The following is a 24,098-nucleotide window of genomic DNA, read 5'->3' on the forward strand; positions in this document are numbered from 1 at the left end:
GTAAAAATAGGGGCGCTTAGAAAGACAAATCCATACCAAGGGTGATTCGACGCGGTACTGGGAATACCTCATTTGGCGTTTCAGGATCTTGGCTTAACGTGCCATCTGGCGTGATGGTAAGTAGGTTTGAGGCTTGCACATAGAAGCGAGCATTGCTCAGTCCAAAGCGCTCAACAAAATCAAGTGAAGGGGTGTAGCCAACGCTGATGTTACGTAGTTTTAGATAAGTGCCATCTTCCCAAAAGAAACTAGATTGACGGCCTTCACCGTTGTTATCCACCAAAGTAAGTGCCGGTACGGTGGTATCGGTATTTTCCGGTGTCCACGCATCTAACGTTCGAGAACCATAGTTTGAACCAATATTAAGCGAGGTAAAGTCGGTAAATAAGCGCCAGTTGTTGCGAATTTGACCACCTTTTACGCCCTGCCAAAACATGTTGAAATCCCAGTCTTGGTAGCGGAAAGTAAAGTTCATTCCATAAATGAAATCTGGATCGGTGTCGGCAAAGAAATCTTGATCGTTCTCGTCGATAACACCGTTTCCGTCAAGATCTTTCCAGCGAATACGACCTAAACCAGCGCCCGCTTGTGCGGCGTGTGAATCTATTTCTTCTTGGTTTTGGAAAAGTCCGTCTGCTACGTAACCATATACAGAGTTAATGGAATGCCCTAAGATGGTTTTATCTTGACCATTACCGCCAAACGAATTCACCACATCTTCCGGTAAAGCCGTTACCGTGTTTTTGGCGCTAGAAATATTAAAACTAATATCAACTTCTAGTTCATCGTCAAGAAAACCGGTGTCCACCCAACTTTCATAACCAAGCACCAGTTCTACACCTTTGTTCTCAATGGTGCCGCCGTTCACCCAACGCTGGGCGCCTTCTCCTAGCGTAGCGACAGGCTGAGTGAGAGTTAGAATGTCGCGGGTTTCTTTTTCGAACCAATCAATACTTCCGTAAATAGTTCGTTCGAATAGTTCAAAATCGAGCCCTATATTAACTTGGGTCGATGTCTCCCATTTTAAGTCTTCATTACCCGTTTGTGCTTTTACAAACCCAGATGGCAATGTTCCGCCATTGGCACCCGTTACATCGTATGCGGTTCCTTCGTCTTGAAGATCTGTGAAGAGTGATTGAGTTGCATAGCGTGGAACATAGGTAGTGAATGTGGCATTTGACGCGATTTCCTGGTTTCCGGTTTCACCTATACTCGCTCTAAGTTTCAACGTATCAATAGATTCAATATCGAAAAACTCTTCGTTTGTGATAACCCAACCTACCGATGCCGCTGGGAATGTTCCGTATTCATTGTTTTTACCAAACCGAGATGAACCATCTCGTCGCACCGTTGCTGATGCTAGATAGCGATTGTCGTAGTTATAATCTACCCGCGCAAATTGTGAGTCTAAGGCCCATGAATCGCCCTCTCCTTCAACACGAACATTTTCGGTCGCTTGCGATAAATATGCGAACGCGCGGTCATCAGAAGCAAAGCCAGAACCAAACCCTCTAGACAACTCGTTTTTAGCATCAATTTGTTCAACGCCAGCTAAAAAATTAAACTTATGTTTATCATCTAAAACAAGCTTGTAAGTAGCCGTAGCGCTGGTAATAATACTTTGGTTCCAGCTGTCTTCTACACTGAGTAAATCATCTGAAGATAAGAAGCCTGCTGTGTAAGCACGTCTAAAATTACGGAAGTAATATTGACCGTAATCCACACCTACCGAACCTCGAAGTACTAAATCTTCAATGGGTTCATATTCAACATAAAAACTACCCATAATTTTATTGTAGGTGCTTTCGTTATCACGGTTTTGCTCAATAATACGAACCGGGTTATCGCGATCGGTAATGCCGGCAACAGGCCCTCCCCAGTTACCTACGTCGTTATAAACTGGAACGATAGACTGCTGTTCAATAGACAAGCCCACAATATCGCCGGCAAGGTCATTGATTAAGTTGGCTTTTTGGTCGGTAATTAAAAAGGTTTGCCCCACTTTCAATTTATCTTCAATAATCTCGTAGTCTGCATTTACACGGAACGACATACGAGAAAACTTAGAGCCATCAACCACGCCCTCTGCGTCGTAGTAGCCAATTGAGCTGTAGAAACTAGCGCGATCAGTCCCACCTTTTACGGATAGGTTCATATCTTGAATTTTGGCAGTTTGCGTGACTTCATCAAACCACTGGGTGTCAGCGGCTTGCTGCACGCCTTCAGGATCGGTGTACTGAGGAATAGAAACACTGTTTAACTGTGGATTTGTGAAATCCCCGTTCCAATCGTAGGTATATAGCGGACTGGCAGAGTTAGGATCGGTACCGTCATTCACGGCAGCACGCCATACAACTTCGCCACGTTGAAGAGTGTTAAGAGGGTTTAAGTCAAAATCATATTCTTCAAACGATTGATTGTAGCGGAAATTGAAATCAAGGCCGTCATGACCACGCTTCGTGGTAACGACGATGACGCCATTTCCAGAACGAGCACCGTAAATACTGGCGGCGGCCGCATCTCGCAATACCTGTATATCAGCAATGTCATTACTGTTTATTTCTTGCAGGCCTGATTTAGTAGGAATACCGTCGATAATGTAAAGGGGATCGTTGTTACCTAATGGACCCAATCCTTGCCCTCTAATCCTTACCGTTGCTGATGAACTAGGATTACCATTAGTCGTAATTTGCAAGCCAGGCACACGACCTTGAAGGTTTTGCATAATGTTGCCTGACGGTAAATCGACAACATCTTTAATATCGACTGATGCGATTGAACCGGTTAAATCGGTTTCTTCTACCGCACTATATCCGTAGGATATTTGAATGACTTCAACGTCATCTTCAGAAATGGCATTCTCCAACTCCGCCTCTTGTGCAACACCAATAGGGGCATACATGTAACAGAGAAGCGAACAGGCAGGCAACGCCGTACGCACTTGTCGGGCTAACGGGTGTAATTTGATATTTTTCATTTCACATTCCAAGTCTGTGGTTGTGTTTTTAATTTAAATAAACAACGTTGTCTTTTTAATTTATACATTTTGTTTAAGTATTAATCAACATATAATTAACATATAATTTCAACCCACAAACTGAAACGATTAAGCTCTTTAAATTTCAACAACTTAAAATTATAAAAATAAGAATTTATTTAACCTATTTCATCAGGTTTTATGACTTATTTACGTGAATGTATGATTTTTGTTACTGGCGCCGCACCGTCAACACCTTATCTAGTGGAAATTTCGTCAGCCTCTGTCGATGACCGTCTGGCCATAAAATTTCTAGGTAATCGACTACGTCGTTTTGAGGTATGCCAAAGTGTGCCGTCATAAAGTCATTTGATAAATAGTTCGACCCTAAACGGAGCTCCCTAACTTGATTTAGTGACGCAGTTTTTAGCCATAATTTAGCGCCAATAGCGTCGGGATTTTGTTGCCCTGCGACTAGTTTCACTGTCAAAAAGTGATTTGCATTTTTCAGCGTATTTTTATAATACGTAGGCGCCGCACCATTATTTGCAATGAGAATATCAATGGTTCCATTTCCGTCAAAATCAGTACAACTGACTCCCCTGCCTTGCGCAGTATGAGTTAAACCTAATTGACGAGACTTTTGTGTAAATGTGCCGTCACGATTGTTGATAAACAACCTACTGGGGTCATCATAAAACTGACCTACTTGTGATTCTTCGGCGATCGTACCGGTACGCATACCATTTGTATGAAATATATCTAGCCATCCATCGTTGTTAAAATCAGCGAAGCAGGCGCCCCAGCCCCAGTAACCTTCTCTTACACCGGCAACGTCAGTCACATCAGTAAAAACGCCCGTACCATTGTTTTGGTATAGCCGGTTGCCTGAATCGCCACCTATGTACGTTTTCTCCTCTATTGGGTTTGAAATAGCGGTAACAAACCAATCAAAATCACCATCGTTGTCGAAATCTCCCACTGCGGCACCCATGCCATTTTCATCGCTTATCACCGAATGGGTTTTATCCTTAAATATACCCTCTTCGTTAACCATCACCTGAGATGTTTCGTAGTCAGCCGCTATCAATAAATCGAGATCGTTGTCCATATCAATATCGGTAAAAATGGGAGTGAAATTAACATCTAGATTTGGATACAAGGGCGAAGGACGCACATCAGGCAACCGAGAACTTACGTCTTGATACCGTCCTTTACCGGTATTTTCCCATAAGTAACCTTTTCGATTTTTTGTTCGCGTATCTCCCCAATGTGAGGCAAACAAATCGAGATCGCCATCCTTGTCAAAGTCGCCAGCCGATAAAGAGTGGGTAAAGCGAGAAAAATTTATACCGCCTTTAGTAAACGAAGCAAACTTACCACTAGGAAGTTGGTTGAACACCCTAAAATAGCCTTCAAAAATATCGTCTCCCACTAGCAAAAGGTCTTTTCTTCCATCGGCATCATAATCAATAAACAGTGCCCCTAATTGTCTGCCCGATAAATCTCCTAGTAGCCTTGATGTCTCATCGGTAAAACCGCCTTTTTGATTATTGATAAAAAGCTTACCAGGCTGCATGGCATGGCTAATAAATACATCTGGCCATCCATCTTTGTTAATATCATCTACCGCAACACCTCCGCCCATCAAATGATATTCATCGGTAAATTCAGCTTGCGGCAGCTCATAACGCAGCCCACTATCGATTGAAGCGTCAATGAACCACGCATTTAATGCTTTTTCCTTATCATCAATAGCCCTAACTTGCTCGTCACTGGCACTATTTTCAGGCTCTTGCGCAAGATTTAAATTGCGCACACTATTTATTTGAGATGCGCTAAATTCAGGCCTTAGTAAATTAAACGTTTGTTCTTGCTTGCTTGATACAGGGCTCCAAGGCTTTAAGCAGTCTGAAGAATTTACGCACGGATCAGTTAAACTCTTAAGAAATGCGACTAGCGCATTTACGTCTTTTTCTTCAACGAGCCCTGTTTGTAATTTATTGCTGTCTTTGTTATCAATGAATTGCTTTAACACGCGGTACGATAAGGTTTTATTACGTTCTTGATTTACCTTTACGCCGGCAAACTGGGGGAGATGACTCAAGCTGTAATCAAATTCAACTACCGAGGCTTCGGGTGCCATATGGTGTTTAATAACATCTGCCAACGAATGGAAAGCCCCAGAATGTCCATACGGCCCTGTCACATCTATATTCAATAAGATAGGTGTTCTGAAAGCATACTTATCGTGAACATTAAATGTGTGCAGTAAACGCCCATGATCATTGCCATCAGTATCTTTTCCTCGGCCAATTTGTGGCATCGCAATATTATGAAATTGTTCATCGGTAAACGCACTACCACTATGGCAGCCGTTGCACGAATACCCTCCATTCGAGGGTTTACTAAAAAATAGCATTGCACCACGCTTCGCTTCATCGCTTAACGCTTCGCTATTTCCGGCCAAATACTCAAACCATGGGTTGTCAACAAACCACATAGAACGCTGAAAAAATGCCAGCGCGGTAGATATTCTATCAATAGTAATAACGTGCTCGGGGTCAGTACTTGAGTCGTCAAAGGCGGTTTGAAATAGAGGAAGCCAAGGGTTATCCCGTCCCGTATCATCAACCTCCAAAAAACCTGCCAATACTTGCTGCCTTTTGGCATTGTTAGTTTTTCTTTTATCTGGTCCATGACCAAACATTTCATGAATGGCGGTAATCGGAAACTTTGCTTGAGCTTGAATAAAATCATCTGCTACCGAGGTATCAGGTAAATTCATTCTGCTATCCGGGGTACGTAACATGGAAACACCCGGGGTTTGAACATCATCTTGTATAATTTCCACTCGCCCATCCCAAAACGCTGCTTTTTTTAAAAGCTGGATATTGAAAATGGTAGAGGCGTTTCTTGGTACATTGGGCGAACCGTCGGCTCTGCTATCAACCAACGTATTCCCATCATGGGTTCTCCCAATGCCTAATAATTCAGGGTTTACTGCGTCAACTCCCACGGGTAACGAAAGCCCATCGCCTCCCCCTAGCTTAGGATGATGACAACTAACACACGCTACATCACCATTAGCACTTAACGTCTTGGTGTAAAACAAGTTTAAGCCTAGCTCAAACATAGGGCCAGACGGCACAGGGACGTCTTTGCTACTAGGTATAGTTGCTTTCAAAGCTAATGATTCAATCAACGCTGCTAAGTTAACGTCTAGCTCATTCTTATTTGAATAAGGAGGTGTATTGGATGGAGAAAGAAAAGTGTGTACTGCCGGAGCAGAAGTAGCAACACTAGCTGTCACTACAAAAACAAATATTGCACTCAAACGCCAACAGTGCGTGATGTAATTAGCCATACCGACCCTATGAATTTCAATAAAAATCTTGCCAAACCAGATTGACAACGTTGTCTTTAATGAAACTTAAAGTGCTAACACATCGAATGCAACAAGTATTTTACAATAGCATCGTTTTACAAAGCCTCTTGAGTAGAGGCCTTGCGTATGACCTTATACTAACGGTACTAAACGTCCTAAAGGTTTAGTTAAGCTTTCTGGCGGCTCGGTAAAATAAACGGGGGCTTTGTCTGTCATGTATAGGCAATCTTCTAAGCGAACGCCAAATTTTCCGGGTATGTACAAGCCAGGTTCGTTCGAAAAGCACATGCCTTTGTTAAGTGGTGTAGTTTCGCCACGCACAAAGTTCACGCTTTCGTGCCCCTCCATACCAATACCGTGACCGGTACGATGGCTTAAACCAGGTAGAGCATAGTCTTTATCGTAGCCTTGCGTAACGTAATAAGCGCGCACCGCATCATCTACTTCACCTGCAGGCGTACCAATTTTAGCAGCCGCAAACGCCACGTTTTGGCCTTCACGCACGGTATTCCACACATCTACCACCTGCTGCGATGCTTTGCCGAATACCAAAGTACGGCTAATGTCCGACTGATACCCATGTACGCTACAACCACTGTCGAGCAATATCACTGAGCCTTCACTAATGGTTTGTTTTGCATTCGTACCATGAGGATAAGCACTGGCATCATTAAATAATGCTAAACACCATGCACCGCTGCCGCCAAGTTGCTGCTGAGCGCTATTCATTAGGCCTTTTACTTGCGCTTGGCTCATGCCGATTTCAAGTTTGCTAAAAACATATTGGTAAGCCTTAAGAGTTACTTCATTGGCTTTATGCATAAGAGTAAGCTCGGCAGCCGTTTTATACATTCTACAACCGCGAGTAACCGGCTCTGCCGCCACTATGTTCATATTTGGCAGTGCGTTAGTTACGCCAGTTACGACAAAGTAGCGAACACTGCTTTCAAAGCCAATATTGCCTTTGGTAATACCACGAGATTTCAAAATGCTGGCTACAACATCAAACGGGCTTTCGTGCTCTTGCCATACGCGAACATCGTCGCCTACTTTCAAGCTTTCCAAAACACTGGGTTGCTCAAAATAAGGCGTTACCACACCAATCTCACCTTTTTGCGGTATAACTAACGCGGTGAGTCGCTCGCTTCGCCACCACTGAATACCTGAGAAATAGTCCATGGCTGCACCCGGCTCTATTATCAGTGCTGCCATATCATTTTCTACCATTAACGCCTGCGCCTTTTTAATTCGCGCTTCGCGCTCGGCGTTGGTAATAGGAGAAACGCCTGAGGTAATTGGCTGTAACGATAATGAATTGCTTTTAGTGCTAGCTGCTGCATTGGCAGCGGCAAGGCTGGTCAGTGGCGATAACGCCAAAGGGGCTAAAGCTGCCGCGCCTGAAAGTCGAAGAAAATCGCGTTTTTTCATTATCATTCCTTTAGTAATAAACGTGGTAAAGGCTTGGCTTACGCCCACATAACAAGTACTGCGGCAATCGCAATCAAAAATAAACCAGCTATTTCCTGAACAGTCACTTTATGTTTAAGCCAATAGTGCGCTAGCAATAGGGTTAACAATACTTCTAGTTGCCCTAATGTTTTCACCAAAGCCACATGCTGAAGTGCCATAGCAGTAAACCAGCATATAGATCCTAGGCAGCTCACTGAACTGATAACCAACGTATGGGTGAATCGGTCAAATAGCTGTTTAAAAACATTTGGGTTAGTAAAGAATATATACGTACTTAACCCAATGGCTTGTGTACATAGCACCCATAAAAGCACCCATGCGGCGCCATGCACAAATGGCATGGCAAGCATATGACTGGCCTCTCTTACGAATAACGAGGTAAGTGCAAAGCACGTTCCGCACGCTATACCTATCATTAAAGTTTTTAAGCTTAAGCCTTTTGCCCTATTCCCGCTACTTAATACAAATACGGCCACGGCTCCGATACCAATGCCTATCCAGCCAAGCAAGGTTAAATAGCTACCAAAGAAAAGCATACCCAGCACAGCGGCTACCAGCGCTTCACTTTTGGCTAGCCCTGCACCTATGGCAAAATTCTTTTGTTTAAATAACATAACCATAAATGCCGTGGCAGCTATTTGCAGCACCGAAGCTAGTAAAACCATAATAATAAAAGCGTGGCTAAAGCTAGGTATCTGCTGTGGCGATGTTATATGAAGCGCTACTACGTAAATAAGGGCAATAGGTGGCGCGAATAGAAACCGAGAAAGCGTGACACCCACGGTATCTACGTGGGTGCTTAATTTGCTTTGCAGGGCATTACGAACGGTTTGCATAATTACCGCGCCTAGGGTGTAAAAAACCCAGCTCATAGATAGTTGTTCACTTCTGTGTAGATGTTCTGAAACGGCTATTAGTGCTATTGAGCACTCGCATCAGGTCTGGGGTCAGGTCTGTCTACTAAGCGCCTATTCTTAAAATCAGACTCACGCTTCCAATAAGGCCATGCTTGGCTGTTTGCAAAATCTGACATCATAGTGCCGATTAACGCTAAGTCTTGCTGTACACCACCTAGTGTCCAGCTTGGCAAGTAGTCGTCGTCGGCTTTGTGATAGCGATTGGCGATGAAATCAGGATCCGTATCACCTAGGCTCATAAACAGTAACGATGGCACACCTTGGCGGGCCAGCGCAAAATGATCGGAACGAAAGAACAGTCCATTTTGCGGGCGAGGATCGAGCTTAACCGAGCGCTCTTGTGCTGCGGCTCCAGTACTTAAGTCATCTTCTAGTGAAGAGTAGCCTTCTCCGTACTGCAAAATGTAATCAACGGCATTATTCACGTTCATGCCGTCTATATTTAAAAACGCCACCATGTTTGCAGTTGGAATAGGCGGATTTTTGGCAAAGTGATCAGCCCCCAGCAAGCCGGTTTCTTCGGCAGTAAAAGCACTGAACATTAATGTGCGTTCAAACGGGGTTTGTTTGCTTTGTGCTACCAAACTATTGGCCAAGGTTAGCACACCTGCCACGCCCGAGGCATTGTCTACCGCGCCATTGTAAATTACGGTTTTACCGTTTTTCTCACTTTTACCCAGATGATCCCAATGGGCGTGTAACATTACCCACTCATCAGGTGCGGACGCGCCAGGTAAAATCGCTGCTACGTTTTGTGACTGAGCATGAGTGATGGTATTGGAAAAGGTCAACGAAGCTTTCACTTTCATAGGAATAGGCTTGAACCCAGGCGTAGATGCTTGTTCTTTCAGCGTGCCGTAATCTAGCCCAGCTTGTTCAAACACCGTACGCGCGGTATTAAGATGTAGCCACCCCATTACGCCAACTTGAGACAAGTTCTTATTGTTATCAACTAACGCAAACTTGGTATTCGAGTTCGAGTTTTCAACCACCCCCCAGCCATAGCCGGCAGGCATGGTTTCGTGAACAATAAATACCGCTTCTGCACCTTGGCGGGCGGCTTCTTCGTACTTGTATGTCCAGCGGCCATAATAGGTCATGGCATTGCCTTGAAATAAATTCGGGTCTTTTGAAGCAAAACCTGGGTCATTTACTAACATGACCACCGTTTTACCTTTTACATCTAACCCTGCGTAGTCATTCCAATTGTATTCTGGGGCATTAATGCCGTACCCCACAAAAATTACATCGCTGTTTTTTAATGTAATTTCTTTAACTATTCGCTGGGTTCTGGCGGTAAATGCGCTGCCACCAGCAAAAGTATGTTGACCCAAGGTTAACGCCATATCACTTGAAGGCGTAATTTTTGCCAAGGGCACGGGCTGGGTGTAGCTATCGCCAAAGGCGGGTTTTAGCCCAAGGGCTTTGTAGGCTTCAACTAAGTAATTGACGGTAAGTGTTTCACCTGCTGACAAAGGGCCGCGGCCTTCAAACTTGTCGCTTGCTAACGTACTAACATGGGTACGGTATAAGTCTAAGTCGGCATCAGTAATGCTAGCTGTGATATCGATAGTTTTTGCGGGATCGCCGCTCTTAGAAGCTGATATTTCTGCGTAAGCTAAAATGGAAAAAGAAAGCGAAGTACAGATCGCCATCAAAGATGAAAATGCGAATTTATGAATAAACTTTTGAATTATCATTAATTTAGGCGCTTTTATAAAACGGATAGCTTAAGAGTATCGTTATAAAGCGCCTAGCTCAATGTTTGACGTGCATTTGGCTGCTCTTATTTGCAGCCATTTGCAGCCATTTGCAGCCAATTTAAAAATTGATAAAGGTGAACTTGTATTTATAAACCCATTGCGTGGCTAACAAATGCCTGTTTAACCGCGCTAAGTTTATCAGTAGCGGCTAGGCCTAACCCTCGAATTAGTTTTTTAAGCGGGTCGTCGCCATCGAATAAGAACTTAAACCCATCCATAGCGGCAATCATCTTCATCGCTTCGGTTTTACGTGCTCGCTCATAGGGGCGCAAGTAGCGAAGCTGACCAATGTCTTTTTGATCATCTAGCAAGGTAATTAAGGTTGCAGCCAATGCCAAAGCATCTTGCATGCCTAAGTTAGCGCCCTGCCCTGCTAATGGGTGGATAGTATGGGCAGCATCGCCCACCAGCACTATGCCCTCTTTAGCCCATTCACGGGCATAACGCATAGTCAGTGGAAAGGCTGTTCTAGCTGTTTCTAACGTTACAGGACCTAATGCATTATTGCTTGCTGCTAATAGTGCATTACAAAATTCGCTATCGGAATACCCTTGTAAAGTTTTGGCGGCATCTGGGGTTTGTGACCATACAATAGAGCACACGTTAGGGTCGCGCATAGGCAATAATGCTAAGGGTCCGGTTGGCGTAAATGCTTGGCGTGCCACGTTTTCATGAGGTTGCTGAGTACGAATATTGGCAACAATGGCGGTGTGTTCGTAATCGCGAAACGTAATAGGAAAGTTTGCATGTTTGCGCACAAAGGAATTAGCTCCATCGGCGCCTACTAATAATCGGCAAGAAAGCGCATCGCCGTTTTCTAGCATTAGCATGTTTTGCTGCGGGCTACTTAATACGCGCTCTATGGTGGTATCTATTACCACAACGTTATCTTGCTTTAACACCGAATGGGCTAAGCCATTTATTAAAGCCTGATTTTCAATAATAACGCCCAGGGTATCGCTTTCCAGCTCCCCCCCAGTATCGTTACCCGCAAAGTGAATATCACCAAAGCTGTCTTTATCCCACACATGCATTGCATTGTAAGGGTTAGCTCTGCTTTCATCGATATGCTGCCAAACGTCGGCTTTTTTCAACGCGTTAATATTGGCCTGATTAATGGCGCTAACCCGCGCACCTGGCTTGTCGCCAAGGGGCTGGTCTATAGCGCCTTTATTTATAATAGCGATGCGGCACGGCGCGTCTTTTAGCGCTGCGGCTAGGGTTAACCCTACTATTCCACCGCCTACAATGGCGATATCAACATGTTGCATATCGGCTCTCTTATTCTTTCATCATTTCGCTAATCTTACGGCGACAACTTTACGGTGCTAACGGGTATCACCGCTTATGTACTGCGCCCATATCCAGTGGTTTGCTGCACAAAAGCACGCTTGGCCGCTGGCATCACATTAAGTGCAGTTAGTGCCAAGTTTCTTGCTGCCACTAACGGAAAGTGTCGATTGGAAAACGTACGTACTAATGTGTCGGTCAAGGTAATGGTGGCGGCTCTGTCTTTGCTTCGCTTAGCAGCGTATTCACTAAGTAAGTTAAATTCCCCCGGATCGGTCACGCCTTTAAGCGTATTTACTAGGGTAATAATATCGCGAAGACCAAGGTTAAACCCTTGCCCTGCAATAGGATGTAATGCTTGGGCAGCATTACCTACTACTACTGCACGGTGCGCGGTTAATGCATCGGTGTAACTTAAGGCTAGTGGGTAGCTGGCTAATTCACTGATTGCGGTAATTTGCCCCTGCCTGTAACCAAATTCTTGCTGTAACTTATTAACGAAGGCTTCAGGGCTAAGCTGAATAAGTGACTCCGCATGCTCTTTTGCAACCGTCCACACCACGGAAAACCCTTTTCCTTTCGCCACATGGCCATTAATTTCACTGTCGAAAGGCAAAAACGCTACAGGGCCGTTTTCGGTAAAACGCTCGTAGGCTTTGTTGTAATGAGGCTCGCTAGTATGGGCATTGAAAATAATGGCCACTTGCTGATAGTCGTCACTATGTCGGGTAAGCCCTACTTGCTGAGCAAGTGAAGAGCGCCCGCCATCGGCAATAACTAACAGCTTGGCATTAATGGTGCTGCCGTTATTAAGCGTAACTACCGTAGTGTCGGTTTCGCGGGCTAAATGGGTGACCGTGGCTGGCGCAATGTGCTCATACTGCTTACTTTGCGACATTACATTATGGGTAAGCGCACTTAGCGACACCACTTGTCCAAAGGTGTTAATACCAAATTCACTGCACGATAAATTCGTTAGGCCAATACCGCCTTTATCGCTTACTTCAATGTGTTCAATTTTGCCTTGGCTTTGTTTTGCCAGCTCTGCTAGCCCCACGCCCATGGCATTTAATTCATTTACTGTTCGTCTAGCAAGGGCGATTACACGCGTGTCGGTTAACGGGTTAAAGTTGCTATTTGTATTAGAAGAGCTGGCGGTATTTGAAAGGTCGGAAGCATCAACTAAGGTCACCGAAAGACCTGCTTGTTCAGATAAACCTTTCGCTAATACGCAGCCAACAATGCCTCCACCTACTATCACTACATCTTGCTGGCTCACGCTTTTGAACCTTCTTGCTTACTTTTTTTATTGGCTGGCTGCATCAGCGCTTCGATGTCTTTTACGGTTTTAGGTACATCGGCAGTTAGTATGTCTACCCCTGTTGCCGTAATCACAACATCATCTTCAATACGCACGCCAATACCTTTGTATTGTTCAGGTACATCGCTGTCGCTGGCAATATAAATACCCGGCTCTACGGTAAGCACCATACCGGGTTTTAATAAGCGGTCTTGACCATTAATTTTGTAGTTACCTACATCGTGAACGTCTAAGCCTAAAAAGTGCCCTAGCCCGTGCATGTAAAATTGCTGCCATGCTTTATCGTCAAGATTTTCAGCTACCGAACCTTTTAGTACACCAAGGGCGACTAAACCTTCAGTAATCACTTCAGCGCTATGCGTCATGGCATCCGTTAACGTGATACCTGGTCCAAGCATGGCCAATACGCTTTCTTGCGCTTTTAGCACCAGTTCGTAAATATCTCGCTGGGGCTTAGAGAATTTCCCGTTAACGGGGAAAGTACGGGTAATGTCAGCAGCATAACCCTGAAATTCAGCGCCTGCGTCTATTAGCACTAAATCGCCGTCTTGGGTTTGAGATGAATTTTCGGTGTAATGCAAAATACAGGCATTTTCACCGCTACCTACAATCGTACTGTAAGCCGGTGCGCGAGCACCTGCCATGGCAAATTCATGGTGAAGTTCGGCTTCAAGTTGATATTCGAAGCAGCCCGGCTTGGCAAATTGCATAGCGCGCTTGTGCGCACTGGCGGTAATTTCTGCCGCAGCTTTCATCATGGCTACTTCACAAGCCGATTTAAACACCCGCATTTCGTGCAAAATGGGGCGAACATCAGTAATAGAGGTGGGTGCTAAGGCTTCTTTAGGCGCATTGCGCAGGGTTGCAAGAACACTATTGACCTGTGCATCAGCGTTATCGTTTTCACCTAAGGCGAAATATAGATGGTCTTGCCCTTGCAGTGATTCAAGCAAAGCATCGCCTAATTCAGACAGTTCAAACGCTTCGTCTAAGCTAAAGCGTGCTAGCGCAGCTTCCGCACCTAAACGTCTGCCTTGCCAAATTTCAGCGTCTTTATCTTTGGGTAAGCACACCATAGCCCGATAGCGTTCGCCATACCGAGGATGATTCGACAATATTAACCAGGCGTCGGCTTCTTCAAATCCGGTTAAATACCAAAAGTCGCTGTTTTGTCTGAACAGGTATTCCGTATCTCGGCTTCGGGTTACTAAACCTGCAGCCGGAATAACACAAACACTGTTAGGTAAACATTGCGCCAACAGCCTATCTTGACGAGCGATAAATTCTTGCGCACTAATCATCTCATTCGCCTTTCTTCATCAATATTATAAAACTCATGCATCTAATGATGATCATGCTATTTGTGACATCTACACTGACTGTCACTTCACTTGTGCTTATCTAGCCCATGATTCACAAGTACGGGCTCATATATACCCGCTTTTGCATACCAGGTTGTATATACGAGGTTATATATACGAGCATTGCTGACTAAAGATTATTACCTTAGTGAACAGATGGCTTATCTTGCTGATCGTCAAGTAGCGACTGACCTAATTCGCTGAAACACAAAATAGCGGAAATCTTCACGTATTCCATTACCTCAAATAAAGCTCGTTCAGACTCTTCATCAGCATCCATAGGCTCTTCCATACGGGCGATGTCGCCAAAGTCTTCCAACGCTTCTTTCACATCGGCAGAGCATTGCATTAAATCTTGCTGGTGTAAGCCGAACCCTAACATAAAGCCGTGTACCCAATTAATTAGCGCTTCGCCTCTGTCGTTAATAGGGGCTTGGTCGTCAGGTAGCATTAGCTGTAAGGCGAATTCAGGTTCAAGTAACTGCTGACACGTTTGGTTAAACAATGTGTTCAGTAGATGAGTGGTGGCATCGTTGAAGTTTTCACCTTGGTGAATAGTGTCACTTAATGCAGAAAGCCACTTTTGATCGGTTAGCGACATGCCGCCACACAACATGCCACATAAAATTCCGTGAACTTCTGCGCCATCTACTACTATGCCGTGTTGCGATAATTTATTGCTAACGCTGTCGTAATCGAGCTGTTTTTCCACAAATAGGTTTCCTTTTTCGTTGAATCTTAATATTAGCAAAATAGCGCTGTAAAACACACTATTGGTAATTTGGTCAGATGTTATTCAAGTAGTACTGGTCTTATGGGTTTTAACTGGCAACCTAGTATTAATTGCTCTATGATCGACGTTATTGGATATGGAGCTTCCTTTGCAGCAGATTAAGGTAAATCAGTAAGAAGCTTACTTAAGCGAAGCAAATTTGAGCTTAAGTGAATAGCGTGTATAATTGCTGACCAACTGGTCAAGATTAGATTTATCGAATCTCATCAGTAATGGTTAAATTAGCTACGCAAATAATTCATTGGCGCTTTGGTGATCTACTTCACCCCACACCGCGTTTGATATACCCTGTTGCGTTATACAATAACAATGTTTCCTGGAATGTTCGCCAGTTCACTCTTGTCCCTGGCCGATGCTATTAAACTAGGAAGTTGAAACCATGGCTACTGTGCAAGCTCGACTCGTATCGAGAAGCCTACGGCCATAGTGATGCTTCCGCCCTGAACTTTCGGTTCACGGGCGAACGATGAACAGCGGCATTTCGGGAGACGCCCTCTTTCGACGGAAGAAGAAATGGCAATAATAAATTTTGGCTCTATAAATATCGATCATGTTTATCAGGTAGATCACTTTGTTCAACCTGGTGAAACCCTTGCGTCTACTCACTACCAACAACTGCTTGGTGGTAAAGGTGCGAACCAGTCAATTGCCCTAGCGCAAGCAGGTGCTGATGTTCGTCATGTAGGCAGCATTCATGAAAATGACGCAACGTTTAAACAAACGCTAATTAAAAAAGGCGTCGATTGCCGTGGCGTTAAATGCTCTGAAACCCCTTCAGGCCATGCCATTATTCAAGTAACGCCCAGTGGTGAAAATGCTATTGTGTTATTTGGTGGCGCAAACCAAACCATTACTGCCGATACGGTAAACAAAGCGTTGTTAGATACGTCTTCTTCGGATTGGGTATTAACCCAAAACGAAACCAGCAGTATTGCTGACGTACTTCGCTTAGCAAAAGAACAACAGCTTAAAGTTGCCTTTAACCCTGCGCCTATGAGCGAGTCGGTTAAAGCCCTTCCTTTAGATTGTATCGATTTACTGATTGTAAACGAGACGGAAGCAGCAGCATTAACAGATAAAGAAGCGCTTGACGATATTCTTAACGTTTTCAAAGAGCAGTGGTCTCATTGCGAAGTTATCATTACACTAGGTAAAGCGGGTGTGATGATGTTAAGAGGAAGCGATACTATTGAAGTGGAAGCGTTTTCTGTTGATGCAGTAGATACCACAGCCGCTGGCGATACGTTTATAGGTTACTTCTTGTCTGCTTACAGTACTCACACTGATGCCAAACGTGCATTAATCAGAGGCTGCGCAGCATCTGCAATTGCGGTTACCCGTGAAGGCGCTGCGCAAAGTATTCCTACGCAAAAAGAAGTTGACCGTTTTTTGGCAAAGCACACTAAATAAGAAAACGCACTAGAGTATTATTAATGGCACATAAGATAATTTTAGATACGGATCCTGGCATCGATGATGCGATGGCAATATTTTTTGCGTTTCAATCTCCAGATATCGAAGTTCTTGGTTTAACGACTGTTTACGGAAATGTACCGGTCACCATGGCGGCACAAAACGCCCTTACGCTTTGCGAAATTGCGGGTAAAGATATTCCGGTAACCAAAGGTGTTGGTATGCCTTGGGTAGGTCCTGAATCAACTTACGCGCATTTCGTACATGGCGACTATGGTTTTGGTCACATTAAACCTGAAGCGCCTAAAACTGAGCTAGACCCTCGTAGTTCTGCACAGTTTATTGTAGATATGGCCCGTAAATACCCAGGCGAAATAACGCTTGTGGCTATTGGCCCATTAGGTAACTTAGCGCTAGCACTACGTTTAGAGCCTGAACTGCCTAAGTTAGTGAAAGGCGTTACCATCATGGGTGGTGCTGCATTTGTACGTGGTAACGTAACACCACTTGCCGAAGCTAACATTTGGAACGATGCCTACGCTGCCGAAATTGTATTTGGTGCAGATTGGGACTTAACCATGTTTGGTTTAGATGTAACGAACGACACACCGTTTTCTCCTTCTTTCGTTGAAACCCTTGAAGCGAAAAACGAGAAGCTTGGCGGTTTTGTGAAAGACACAGCTCAGTTCTACATGGATTTCTATTCAGCTAATCGTGAAGATCGTGTTTGTTTCTTCCATGATGCTTTCCCACTTGCACACTTACGCCACCCAGAGTTATTTGAACTCACCGAAGGTCATGTGCGTGTTGGTACTGGCGAGCTAGATCGTGGTCAAACAGCAGTGGCACCTAAGGGTACAACCCCTAGTCCACTGTGGAACAATGCGAACACCATTAAAGTGGCTACAAAAGTAGATCACGCTAAATTGGAACAATTGTTCATAGACACCTACGCTTTATAGATGTGAAAGGAGGCTGTTCTACGGTAGTCAGCCTCCTGCTTTCACATTTTAGTTGAGGTAATGTGAACGAATGATCCCTGCCAAGGTTCCAGAGAACGAAGAACAGCGCCTTAGAGAGCTATTAAGCTACGATGTACTCGATACAGACGCCGAGCAACTCTTCGACGACTTAACTCAACTTGCTTCGCAAATTTGCGACTCACCCATTGCGTTAATTAGCCTAGTTGACCCTAACAGGCAATGGTTCAAATCTCGTGTAGGGATTGAAGCGACCGAAACCTCTCGTAATATCGCCTTTTGCTCTCATGCTATTTTACAGCGTGAAGTGTTCGAAGTATCTAACGCAAAAGAAGATCCGCGTTTTCACGATAACCCGTTAGTTACGGGCGAGCCAAACATACGATTCTACGCTGGAGCCCCCTTAATTACCCCATCAGGGCATGCTATTGGTACACTATGCGCAATAGGCGATAAACCTAAAACTCTTACCAACCTTCAACGCAGTGCACTTAAAACACTGAGTGAATCTGTGGTTGCTCACCTTGAATTAAAACGCAAAAACAGAGAGCTTGAGCGAACCAGCCAGTTTAAATCTGACTTTCTTTCCTACATTAGCCATGAAATTAGAACGCCCCTAAATGCGATAAACACCTTCAGCCATTTACTTGAAGGCGAGGCCAAGCAATATTCACTGCCCGCTAACTTTAGCGATTCCTTGGGGCATATAAGCAAAAGCGGCGAGCGTTTGCTTGAAATAGTGAACTCAGTGCTGGATATGAAACAAATTGAAGCGGGTAAAATGCGCGTTATGCCCCGCCCTGTAGCTACAGCCGACTTTTTCACTCATTTATTCTCGTTAACCCGAATTCGCGCTGAAGATGGCAATGTTATTTTTAATGCTGTGATTGATGACAATGTTCCCCACTCGCTTAATTTTGACGACACTAAATTTGGTCAAGTTGCCCTAAACCTGTTATCGAATGCCATTAAGTACACGCATGCCAACAAGCATGTTTCTATTCAAGTGAAGTATAAGCAAGGGAAATTGTTGCTGGCGATCAAAGACGAAGGCATCGGCATTAGTGAAGAGGAACAAAAGAAGCTGTTCGCACCTTTCGAGCGGATGGAGAACGCGCATCAATTTGATGGTACAGGCTTAGGCTTAAATATTACCAAGAAGCTGGTAGAGCTGATGGATGGTTCTATAAAGCTAAGCAGTAAGCTAAACGAGGGTACGCGTGTAAGCGTAGCCATTCCTGCCGAAGAAGTCAGTGCCGATACTGTCGAGCACGACCCCACCCTGTTGCAGCCCGAAAAGCTAAATGTTCCTGCTGACTCTCTCGTATTAGTAGTGGAAGATCATTATATAAATCAAATAGTGATAAAAACCATATTTGATAAACTTGGTTTATCAATATCGGTTGTAGGTAGCGGTGAAGAAAGCGTAGAGTATGTTAAATCGAACCCTGTAGATTTGGTGCTAATGGACATCAACTTACCGGGTATTGACGGAACAGAAGCCACACGGCAAATTAAGCAAATGCGCGCAGCACTGCCTGTTATCGCCTTAACCGCAGATGTAATAACGCAACGAGATCTGTTACTAAAAAATGGCTTAGACGACCTACTCACCAAGCCCGTTGAAAACGCAGAGCTCATTAGGGTACTTAATCACTATTTGGGGAAGTAAGACAACGTGGAGCCTCTGGAAGACTGCTGTATGGAACCGAATACATCACAAATCATGTCAAAGAAAATGTCACGAGTGTCGCTTCGAAAGACATTAAGAGCATTGCGCAACGAATTATCTGATTCACAGCAGCAGCATGCCTCTTTAGCTGTTCGAGATAACCTGCTGTCATTACCCGCGATTACCGATGCATCATCTATTGCTTGCTACCTGCCAAATAACGGTGAAGTAGACTTACGCCCTTTTATGCACGCATGCTGGGAACTTAACAAAAGGTCTGCCCTGCATACTTCCTTGCCTGTATTGCACCCAGTTTGCAAAGGCCACCTGCTATTTCTTCGGTATACCGATAAAACGCCGATGCGCATGAACAAATACAACATTGAAGAGCCAGTACTGGCTTGCCCAGATGTTATTCCTACCTTTCATCATCAGGTGATACTTATGCCATTGGTGGGATTCGATGCAAATGGAAACCGCTTAGGTATGGGCGGCGGCTATTACGATAGAACTTTAGCCAGTATACAAACACAAACGATAAGACCAAAACTCATTGGTATTGCCCACGATTGCCAACAAGTAGACCAACTTCCCGTTCAGCATTGGGACATTCCTGTAAACCGTATTGTTACCCCCACACAGCAATTGAGCTTTAATCGAGCATAACGCACCGTAAATTCCCCTATCACGGTGGGTTAGCCCGTGGTTTTCCGGTAAACTGATGAAAATTTAGTTAGGAGAGTCACTATGGATCAGAATGCAAAGAAGCAAGCAGTCGCTAAAGCAGCCATCGAATATGTTGAAAAAGGCAGTATTGTTGGCGTAGGTACAGGCTCTACGGTTAATTTTTTCATTGAAGAACTCGGCAAAATTAAAAACAACATTGAAGGGGCGGTATCAAGTTCAGATGCCTCTACAAAGTTGCTTGAAGCCCTAGGCATTGAAGTATTCGCGCTAAATGATGTAAGCAATATTTCGGTGTATATCGACGGTGCTGATGAAGTTACCGAACATAAACACATGATTAAAGGCGGCGGTGCAGCCCTTACCCGCGAAAAAATTGTAGCCGGTGCATCAACTACATTCGTGTGTATTGTAGATGACAGCAAGCGCGTGCCCGTGCTTGGCAAGTTCCCACTGCCTGTTGAAGTTATTCCAATGGCGCGCTCTTTTGTGGCTCGTGAGTTGGTAAAACTAGGTGGCGATCCTGAATACCGCCAAGGCGTAGTGACAGATAACGGCAATGTTATTTTAGACGTGCATAATCTTGAAATACTAAATCCAAGAGAGCTTGAGCAGTCGATTAATAATATTCCAGGTGTGGTCACCAACGGCATATTCGCCCTACGTGGCGCAGACATCGTACTGTCGGCCACCGATACCGGTGTTGAAACCTATAAATAATAGCTTTCAAGTTAAACTGATTTCTGTTAGATTTCCGTTTAGACGTCTAGATGGCCTTTCGAGAGTGTGAGGCTGGTGCTAGTCGGGGTAGGTAAGACTTCCGCAAACACGCTGTGAACCCATCCATGGGAGCTCCGCCGCCGCATCCATGCGGCGGAGGGTTTGCTCCAGTCTTACCTACCCCGCCTGCACTAGCCTCGAGCTCTGTAAATACTAATACTTTTTAAGAGATAGCAAATCCATGAGCAAAGTTTCACTAGAGAAGGATAAGATCCGGATATTGTTGTTAGAGGGTGTGCATCAAAGTGCATTAGAAACCTTTAAGAATAATGGATACACCAATATTGAGTATCTCAAAACGTCCCTTCCTGAAGAAGAGCTTGTTGAGAAAGTGAAAGATGCCCACTTTATTGGCCTTCGTTCACGTACTCAAATTACTGAGAAGGTAGTCGATGCTGCTCAGAAATTGGTAGCTATTGGTTGTTTCTGTATTGGTACGAACCAAGTTAATTTAGAAGCAACACAGCGCCGTGGTATTCCGGTATTTAACGCACCGTTTTCTAATACCCGTTCAGTAGCAGAGCTTGTGCTTGGTCAGCTTATTCTTTTGCTTCGCCAAGTACCTAGTAAAAGTGCAAAAGCGCACCGCGGTGAGTGGGAAAAAACTGCCAATGGTTCGTTTGAAGCCCGTGGTAAAACATTAGGTATCATTGGTTATGGCCACATTGGTACCCAGCTAAGTATTCTTGCTGAACACCTTGGTATGCGTGTACAGTTTTTCGATATTGAAGATAAGTTGGTATTAGGTAACTCTACGCAGATAAAGTCGTTAGAGAAGCTATTAAACACCTCTGATGTGGTATCGCTTCACGTGCCTGAAACTCAGCAAACGCAAAACATGTTTGCAGCTGAGCAATTTGCACAAATGAAGAAAGGAAGCATTTTTATTAATGCGTCTCGCGGTACGGTTGTAGATATTGATGCCCTAGCCGACGCGCTTGAAAGCGGCCAGTTAAATGGCGCAGCTATTGATGTATTCCCTGTTGAACCTAAGTCGAACAATGAGGAATTCCAATCGCCTTTACGTAAGTTCGATAATGTTATTCTTACGCCGCATGTAGGTGGTAGCACCCAAGAAGCACAAGAGAATATTGGTATTGAAGTGGCCGGTAAATTGGCGAAGTACAGTGATAATGGCTCTACCTTATCTGCTGTTAACTTCCCTGAAGTATCATTACCAGAGCACACTAACCGCTCTCGCTTACTTCACGTACACAAAAACCAGCCTGGTATTCTTACTCAAATTAACCAAGCGTTTGCAGAGAAAGGCATCAACATTGAAGCCCAGTACCTTCAAACTAACGCAGAAATTGGTTATGTAGTAGTAGATGTTCAGCAAGACAGAGCCTATGACGCGCTTGCACAACTACAGCAAATTGACGGTACGATTAAAACCCGTATTCTTCACTAATGCTCTGTATGACGGTGGTTTAATACCGTCATACACTTTTAAAGACATAAAAAAACGCTGCCAATTGGCAGCGTTTTCTGTTTCTACAATCGTTAATACGATTTTAGAAGAAGTTGTAAACTAGCGTTACTGCAGTTTCAGTATCTAGCTTTTCTACGTCGTCAGATACGTTAGAGTTGTGGTCTACCTTGAATGACAACTTCATAGAAAGGTTACCGCTAATGGTAGCCGTAAGCGCCGATTCAGCACGAGATTTCGTGTTGTCAGAACCCACTTCCGTACTCACTGTTTGCGTGAATTTAGCCGTATCTGAAATTTTCCAAGAGTATGCACTTGAAGCACGAACAATCATGCTGTTCTGCTCTTCGCCTTCTTGCGTTTCAGCAAACGAGTAACCAGGACCGATTGAGTACTCTAAAATGTGACGTTTATTTTCAAGTACTTTTTGGTTCCAACCCACAGCAAGTGTTGATTGATAGTCGAAGTTACTTAAACGGTCATCTTCATACGATGCGAAACCAAATAAACGGTAATCAGGGTTATCTAGCTTGTAGTTACCCTGTGCAGAACCGTAAAACTTTTGCGCTGATGTGTACTCTTCTTCGGTACCATCGTCGTTATCAACAGTTTCTTTTTTGTAAAGACCTTCTAGAGTGTAGTCGTTGCTCCACTGCTCTAATTCTTGGTGAGCAGTAATACCGGCACTGATTGATGACGTTTCGGTGTTACCTGTTGTTGCGATAATACCTAGCTCACCTTCCATCGTGAAAGGTTTAACGTCGTCTTGAGCAAAAGTAACAGAAGAGAAAGACAAGGCCAAAAGTGATGCGAGAAGCTGTTTTTTCATTAGCAATCCTAGTAGTGTTTTATCCTTTGCCATGCTGTGAAAACCTAGCGTAAGCGCTAGCCAGCATAGCCTGAAAAATCTGCGCCAATAGTACCTACCTAATAGTGCGAGTCAATGAGGGTCGAACAAAAATTAGACTATAAGACGTAAAATTTACACTTATTGATAAGCTTTAAGCGTAATTGTTAGAAGAATTGATAAACCAAGGCAACCGAGGTCTCGGTACTTAACCCATCTACATCTTCGGTAGTATCGGTTTCGTGATTCAAAATAAACGATAGCTTCATGGCTAAAGAGCCGAAAACATTGGCCGACAAAGATGTCTCGGAACGAGATTTAGTATTTTCGTCGCCCGCTTCCGTGCTTACAAATTGTCGAAGGTTAGCACCTGAGGCCCAATGATATTTGTATTCAGCTGATGCACGTACAATTACCCCGTTGTTAATATCTTCTTCGAGGGGTTCTTCTAGCTCAACAAAAGCATAACCCGGCCCAACACTGTAACGGAACTCGCTGACTTCATCTCGCCAAACTCGTTGTGACCAACCGGCAGCCAGTGAAGCACGATGATCATAGCCGCTGAAGGCATCATCTTCATAATCGCCGTACATGAACAAGCGTCGACCAGGCTGGTTTAATTTGTAATCGAACTGAGCACTGCCATAGAAGCGTTTGGCCGACACATCGCGACCAGTGCCATCGGTGTTACTTTCTTGATAAAGCATTTCTGCAAAGTACAGACTGCTCCAATTTTCAGTTTCATGGTCGGCGTTGATACCCGCTTTAATACTCGCTGCTGATGTATTACCCGTGTTTGAGAGTATACCTAACTCACCATTTAACGAAAATCTAGGCACTTCGTCGTCGGTGTCTGGCGTAAAATCAGCGTGATAAAGCGTTTGAATTAAGTCGCGATCTGCTGCGAAGACGGCAGTACTTATGCCAAGAAGACAGCATACTGCACAGAAATGTTTTGTTAGATTAAGCATAATTTTTAATAAATTTTTATTGGTTTGGTGTTGTTATGGCAT

17 protein-coding genes and 1 other RNA gene are annotated in these 24,098 nt (G+C 44.2%); 7 read left to right on the forward strand and 11 right to left on the reverse strand.

Annotation, left to right across the window (positions count from 1 at the left end):
- Positions 1-16 precede the first annotated feature (16 nt).
- From AV939_RS15050 to AV939_RS15090, 9 genes are all read right to left on the reverse strand, one after another.
- Positions 17-2,977: a SusC/RagA family TonB-linked outer membrane protein gene (locus tag AV939_RS15050; RefSeq protein WP_061997851.1), complete on the reverse strand. Its 2,961-nt coding sequence runs from the start codon at positions 2,975-2,977 to the stop codon at positions 17-19.
- Between the two features lie 232 nt (positions 2,978-3,209).
- Positions 3,210-6,344 (reverse strand): FG-GAP-like repeat-containing protein, encoded by a 3,135-nt coding sequence (locus AV939_RS15055; RefSeq protein WP_061997852.1) that lies wholly within the window; start codon positions 6,342-6,344, stop codon positions 3,210-3,212.
- A gap of 153 nt (positions 6,345-6,497) precedes the next feature.
- Positions 6,498-7,793, reverse strand: coding sequence for a M24 family metallopeptidase (locus tag AV939_RS15060; protein ID WP_082604845.1), 1,296 nt, complete (start codon positions 7,791-7,793; stop codon positions 6,498-6,500).
- A 38-nt stretch (positions 7,794-7,831) separates the two neighbouring features.
- The gene (locus AV939_RS15065) at positions 7,832-8,707 is read right to left on the reverse strand and encodes a DMT family transporter (protein WP_057790033.1); all 876 of its coding nucleotides are present in this window, start codon (positions 8,705-8,707) and stop codon (positions 7,832-7,834) included.
- Between the two features lie 47 nt (positions 8,708-8,754).
- Complete coding sequence (locus AV939_RS15070; RefSeq protein ID WP_082746061.1) at positions 8,755-10,452, reverse strand: M28 family metallopeptidase; 1,698 nt, start codon at positions 10,450-10,452, stop codon at positions 8,755-8,757.
- 149 nt (positions 10,453-10,601) lie between these two features.
- Positions 10,602-11,786 carry an FAD-dependent monooxygenase gene (locus AV939_RS15075; protein WP_057790031.1) on the reverse strand — a complete coding sequence of 395 codons (1,185 nt, stop codon included), beginning with the start codon at positions 11,784-11,786 and terminating at the stop codon, positions 10,602-10,604.
- 74 nt (positions 11,787-11,860) lie between these two features.
- Positions 11,861-13,084, reverse strand: a complete 1,224-nt coding sequence (ubiH, locus tag AV939_RS15080) for a 2-octaprenyl-6-methoxyphenyl hydroxylase (RefSeq protein ID WP_057790029.1) — start codon at positions 13,082-13,084, stop codon at positions 11,861-11,863.
- Positions 13,081-14,427, reverse strand: a complete 1,347-nt coding sequence (pepP, locus tag AV939_RS15085; RefSeq protein WP_061997853.1) for a Xaa-Pro aminopeptidase — start codon at positions 14,425-14,427, stop codon at positions 13,081-13,083. Before pepP ends, ubiH begins: the two co-directional genes overlap by 4 nt.
- 205 nt (positions 14,428-14,632) lie before the next feature.
- Positions 14,633-15,199 carry a UPF0149 family protein gene (locus tag AV939_RS15090; RefSeq protein ID WP_057790025.1) on the reverse strand — a complete coding sequence of 189 codons (567 nt, stop codon included), beginning with the start codon at positions 15,197-15,199 and terminating at the stop codon, positions 14,633-14,635.
- Between the two features lie 391 nt (positions 15,200-15,590).
- Between AV939_RS15090 and ssrS the strand changes: the two genes are divergently transcribed.
- The 7 genes from ssrS to serA all read left to right on the forward strand — a co-directional run bounded on the left by ssrS (position 15,591) and on the right by serA (position 22,220).
- Positions 15,591-15,772: non-coding RNA, 6S RNA (ssrS, locus tag AV939_RS15095), on the forward strand.
- A 21-nt stretch (positions 15,773-15,793) separates the two neighbouring features.
- Entirely contained in the window at positions 15,794-16,690 is an 897-nt protein-coding gene (locus AV939_RS15100; protein ID WP_057790023.1) for a ribokinase, read from the forward strand.
- A 23-nt stretch (positions 16,691-16,713) separates the two neighbouring features.
- The gene (locus AV939_RS15105) at positions 16,714-17,655 is read left to right on the forward strand and encodes a nucleoside hydrolase (RefSeq protein WP_057790021.1); all 942 of its coding nucleotides are present in this window, start codon (positions 16,714-16,716) and stop codon (positions 17,653-17,655) included.
- A gap of 70 nt (positions 17,656-17,725) precedes the next feature.
- Entirely contained in the window at positions 17,726-19,345 is a 1,620-nt protein-coding gene (locus AV939_RS15110; protein WP_061997854.1) for a hybrid sensor histidine kinase/response regulator, read from the forward strand.
- Between the two features lie 30 nt (positions 19,346-19,375).
- On the forward strand, positions 19,376-20,011 hold the full coding sequence (locus tag AV939_RS15115; protein WP_061997855.1) for a 5-formyltetrahydrofolate cyclo-ligase: 636 nt from the start codon (positions 19,376-19,378) through the stop codon (positions 20,009-20,011).
- A gap of 81 nt (positions 20,012-20,092) precedes the next feature.
- Positions 20,093-20,749 carry a ribose-5-phosphate isomerase RpiA gene (gene rpiA / locus AV939_RS15120; protein WP_061997856.1) on the forward strand — a complete coding sequence of 219 codons (657 nt, stop codon included), beginning with the start codon at positions 20,093-20,095 and terminating at the stop codon, positions 20,747-20,749.
- Between the two features lie 241 nt (positions 20,750-20,990).
- Positions 20,991-22,220 (forward strand): phosphoglycerate dehydrogenase, encoded by a 1,230-nt coding sequence (gene serA, locus AV939_RS15125; protein WP_057790016.1) that lies wholly within the window; start codon positions 20,991-20,993, stop codon positions 22,218-22,220.
- A gap of 103 nt (positions 22,221-22,323) precedes the next feature.
- Here the strand turns inward: serA and AV939_RS15130 are convergent, their stop codons facing one another.
- The gene (locus AV939_RS15130; RefSeq protein WP_057790014.1) at positions 22,324-23,067 is read right to left on the reverse strand and encodes a DUF481 domain-containing protein; all 744 of its coding nucleotides are present in this window, start codon (positions 23,065-23,067) and stop codon (positions 22,324-22,326) included.
- Positions 23,068-23,252: 185 nt separating this feature from the next.
- Positions 23,253-24,056 carry a DUF481 domain-containing protein gene (locus AV939_RS15135; protein ID WP_061997857.1) on the reverse strand — a complete coding sequence of 268 codons (804 nt, stop codon included), beginning with the start codon at positions 24,054-24,056 and terminating at the stop codon, positions 23,253-23,255.
- Between the last annotated feature and the right edge of the window lie 42 nt (positions 24,057-24,098).

It is taken from the genome of Alteromonas sp. Mac1, from assembly GCF_001562125.1.
Classification (GTDB): domain Bacteria; phylum Pseudomonadota; class Gammaproteobacteria; order Enterobacterales; family Alteromonadaceae; genus Alteromonas; species Alteromonas stellipolaris.

Excerpts from the sequence above, each read along its gene's own strand:
- AV939_RS15070 (WP_082746061.1), bottom strand. The coding sequence starts at position 10,452 with ATGATAATTCAAAAGTTTATTCATAAATTCGCATTTTCATCTTTGATG.
- AV939_RS15130 (WP_057790014.1), bottom strand. The coding sequence starts at position 23,067 with ATGAAAAAACAGCTTCTCGCATCACTTTTGGCCTTGTCTTTCTCTTCT.
- AV939_RS15100 (WP_057790023.1), top strand. The coding sequence starts at position 15,794 with ATGGCAATAATAAATTTTGGCTCTATAAATATCGATCATGTTTATCAG.
- AV939_RS15050 (WP_061997851.1), bottom strand. The coding sequence starts at position 2,977 with ATGAAAAATATCAAATTACACCCGTTAGCCCGACAAGTGCGTACGGCG.
- AV939_RS15105 (WP_057790021.1), top strand. The coding sequence starts at position 16,714 with ATGGCACATAAGATAATTTTAGATACGGATCCTGGCATCGATGATGCG.
- AV939_RS15060 (WP_082604845.1), bottom strand. The coding sequence starts at position 7,793 with ATGAAAAAACGCGATTTTCTTCGACTTTCAGGCGCGGCAGCTTTAGCC.
- pepP (WP_061997853.1), bottom strand. The coding sequence starts at position 14,427 with ATGATTAGTGCGCAAGAATTTATCGCTCGTCAAGATAGGCTGTTGGCG.
- AV939_RS15115 (WP_061997855.1), top strand. The coding sequence starts at position 19,376 with ATGGAACCGAATACATCACAAATCATGTCAAAGAAAATGTCACGAGTG.
- serA (WP_057790016.1), top strand. The coding sequence starts at position 20,991 with ATGAGCAAAGTTTCACTAGAGAAGGATAAGATCCGGATATTGTTGTTA.
- AV939_RS15135 (WP_061997857.1), bottom strand. The coding sequence starts at position 24,056 with ATGCTTAATCTAACAAAACATTTCTGTGCAGTATGCTGTCTTCTTGGC.
- AV939_RS15055 (WP_061997852.1), bottom strand. The coding sequence starts at position 6,344 with ATGGCTAATTACATCACGCACTGTTGGCGTTTGAGTGCAATATTTGTT.
- AV939_RS15110 (WP_061997854.1), top strand. The coding sequence starts at position 17,726 with ATGATCCCTGCCAAGGTTCCAGAGAACGAAGAACAGCGCCTTAGAGAG.
- AV939_RS15065 (WP_057790033.1), bottom strand. The coding sequence starts at position 8,707 with ATGAGCTGGGTTTTTTACACCCTAGGCGCGGTAATTATGCAAACCGTT.
- AV939_RS15075 (WP_057790031.1), bottom strand. The coding sequence starts at position 11,786 with ATGCAACATGTTGATATCGCCATTGTAGGCGGTGGAATAGTAGGGTTA.
- rpiA (WP_061997856.1), top strand. The coding sequence starts at position 20,093 with ATGGATCAGAATGCAAAGAAGCAAGCAGTCGCTAAAGCAGCCATCGAA.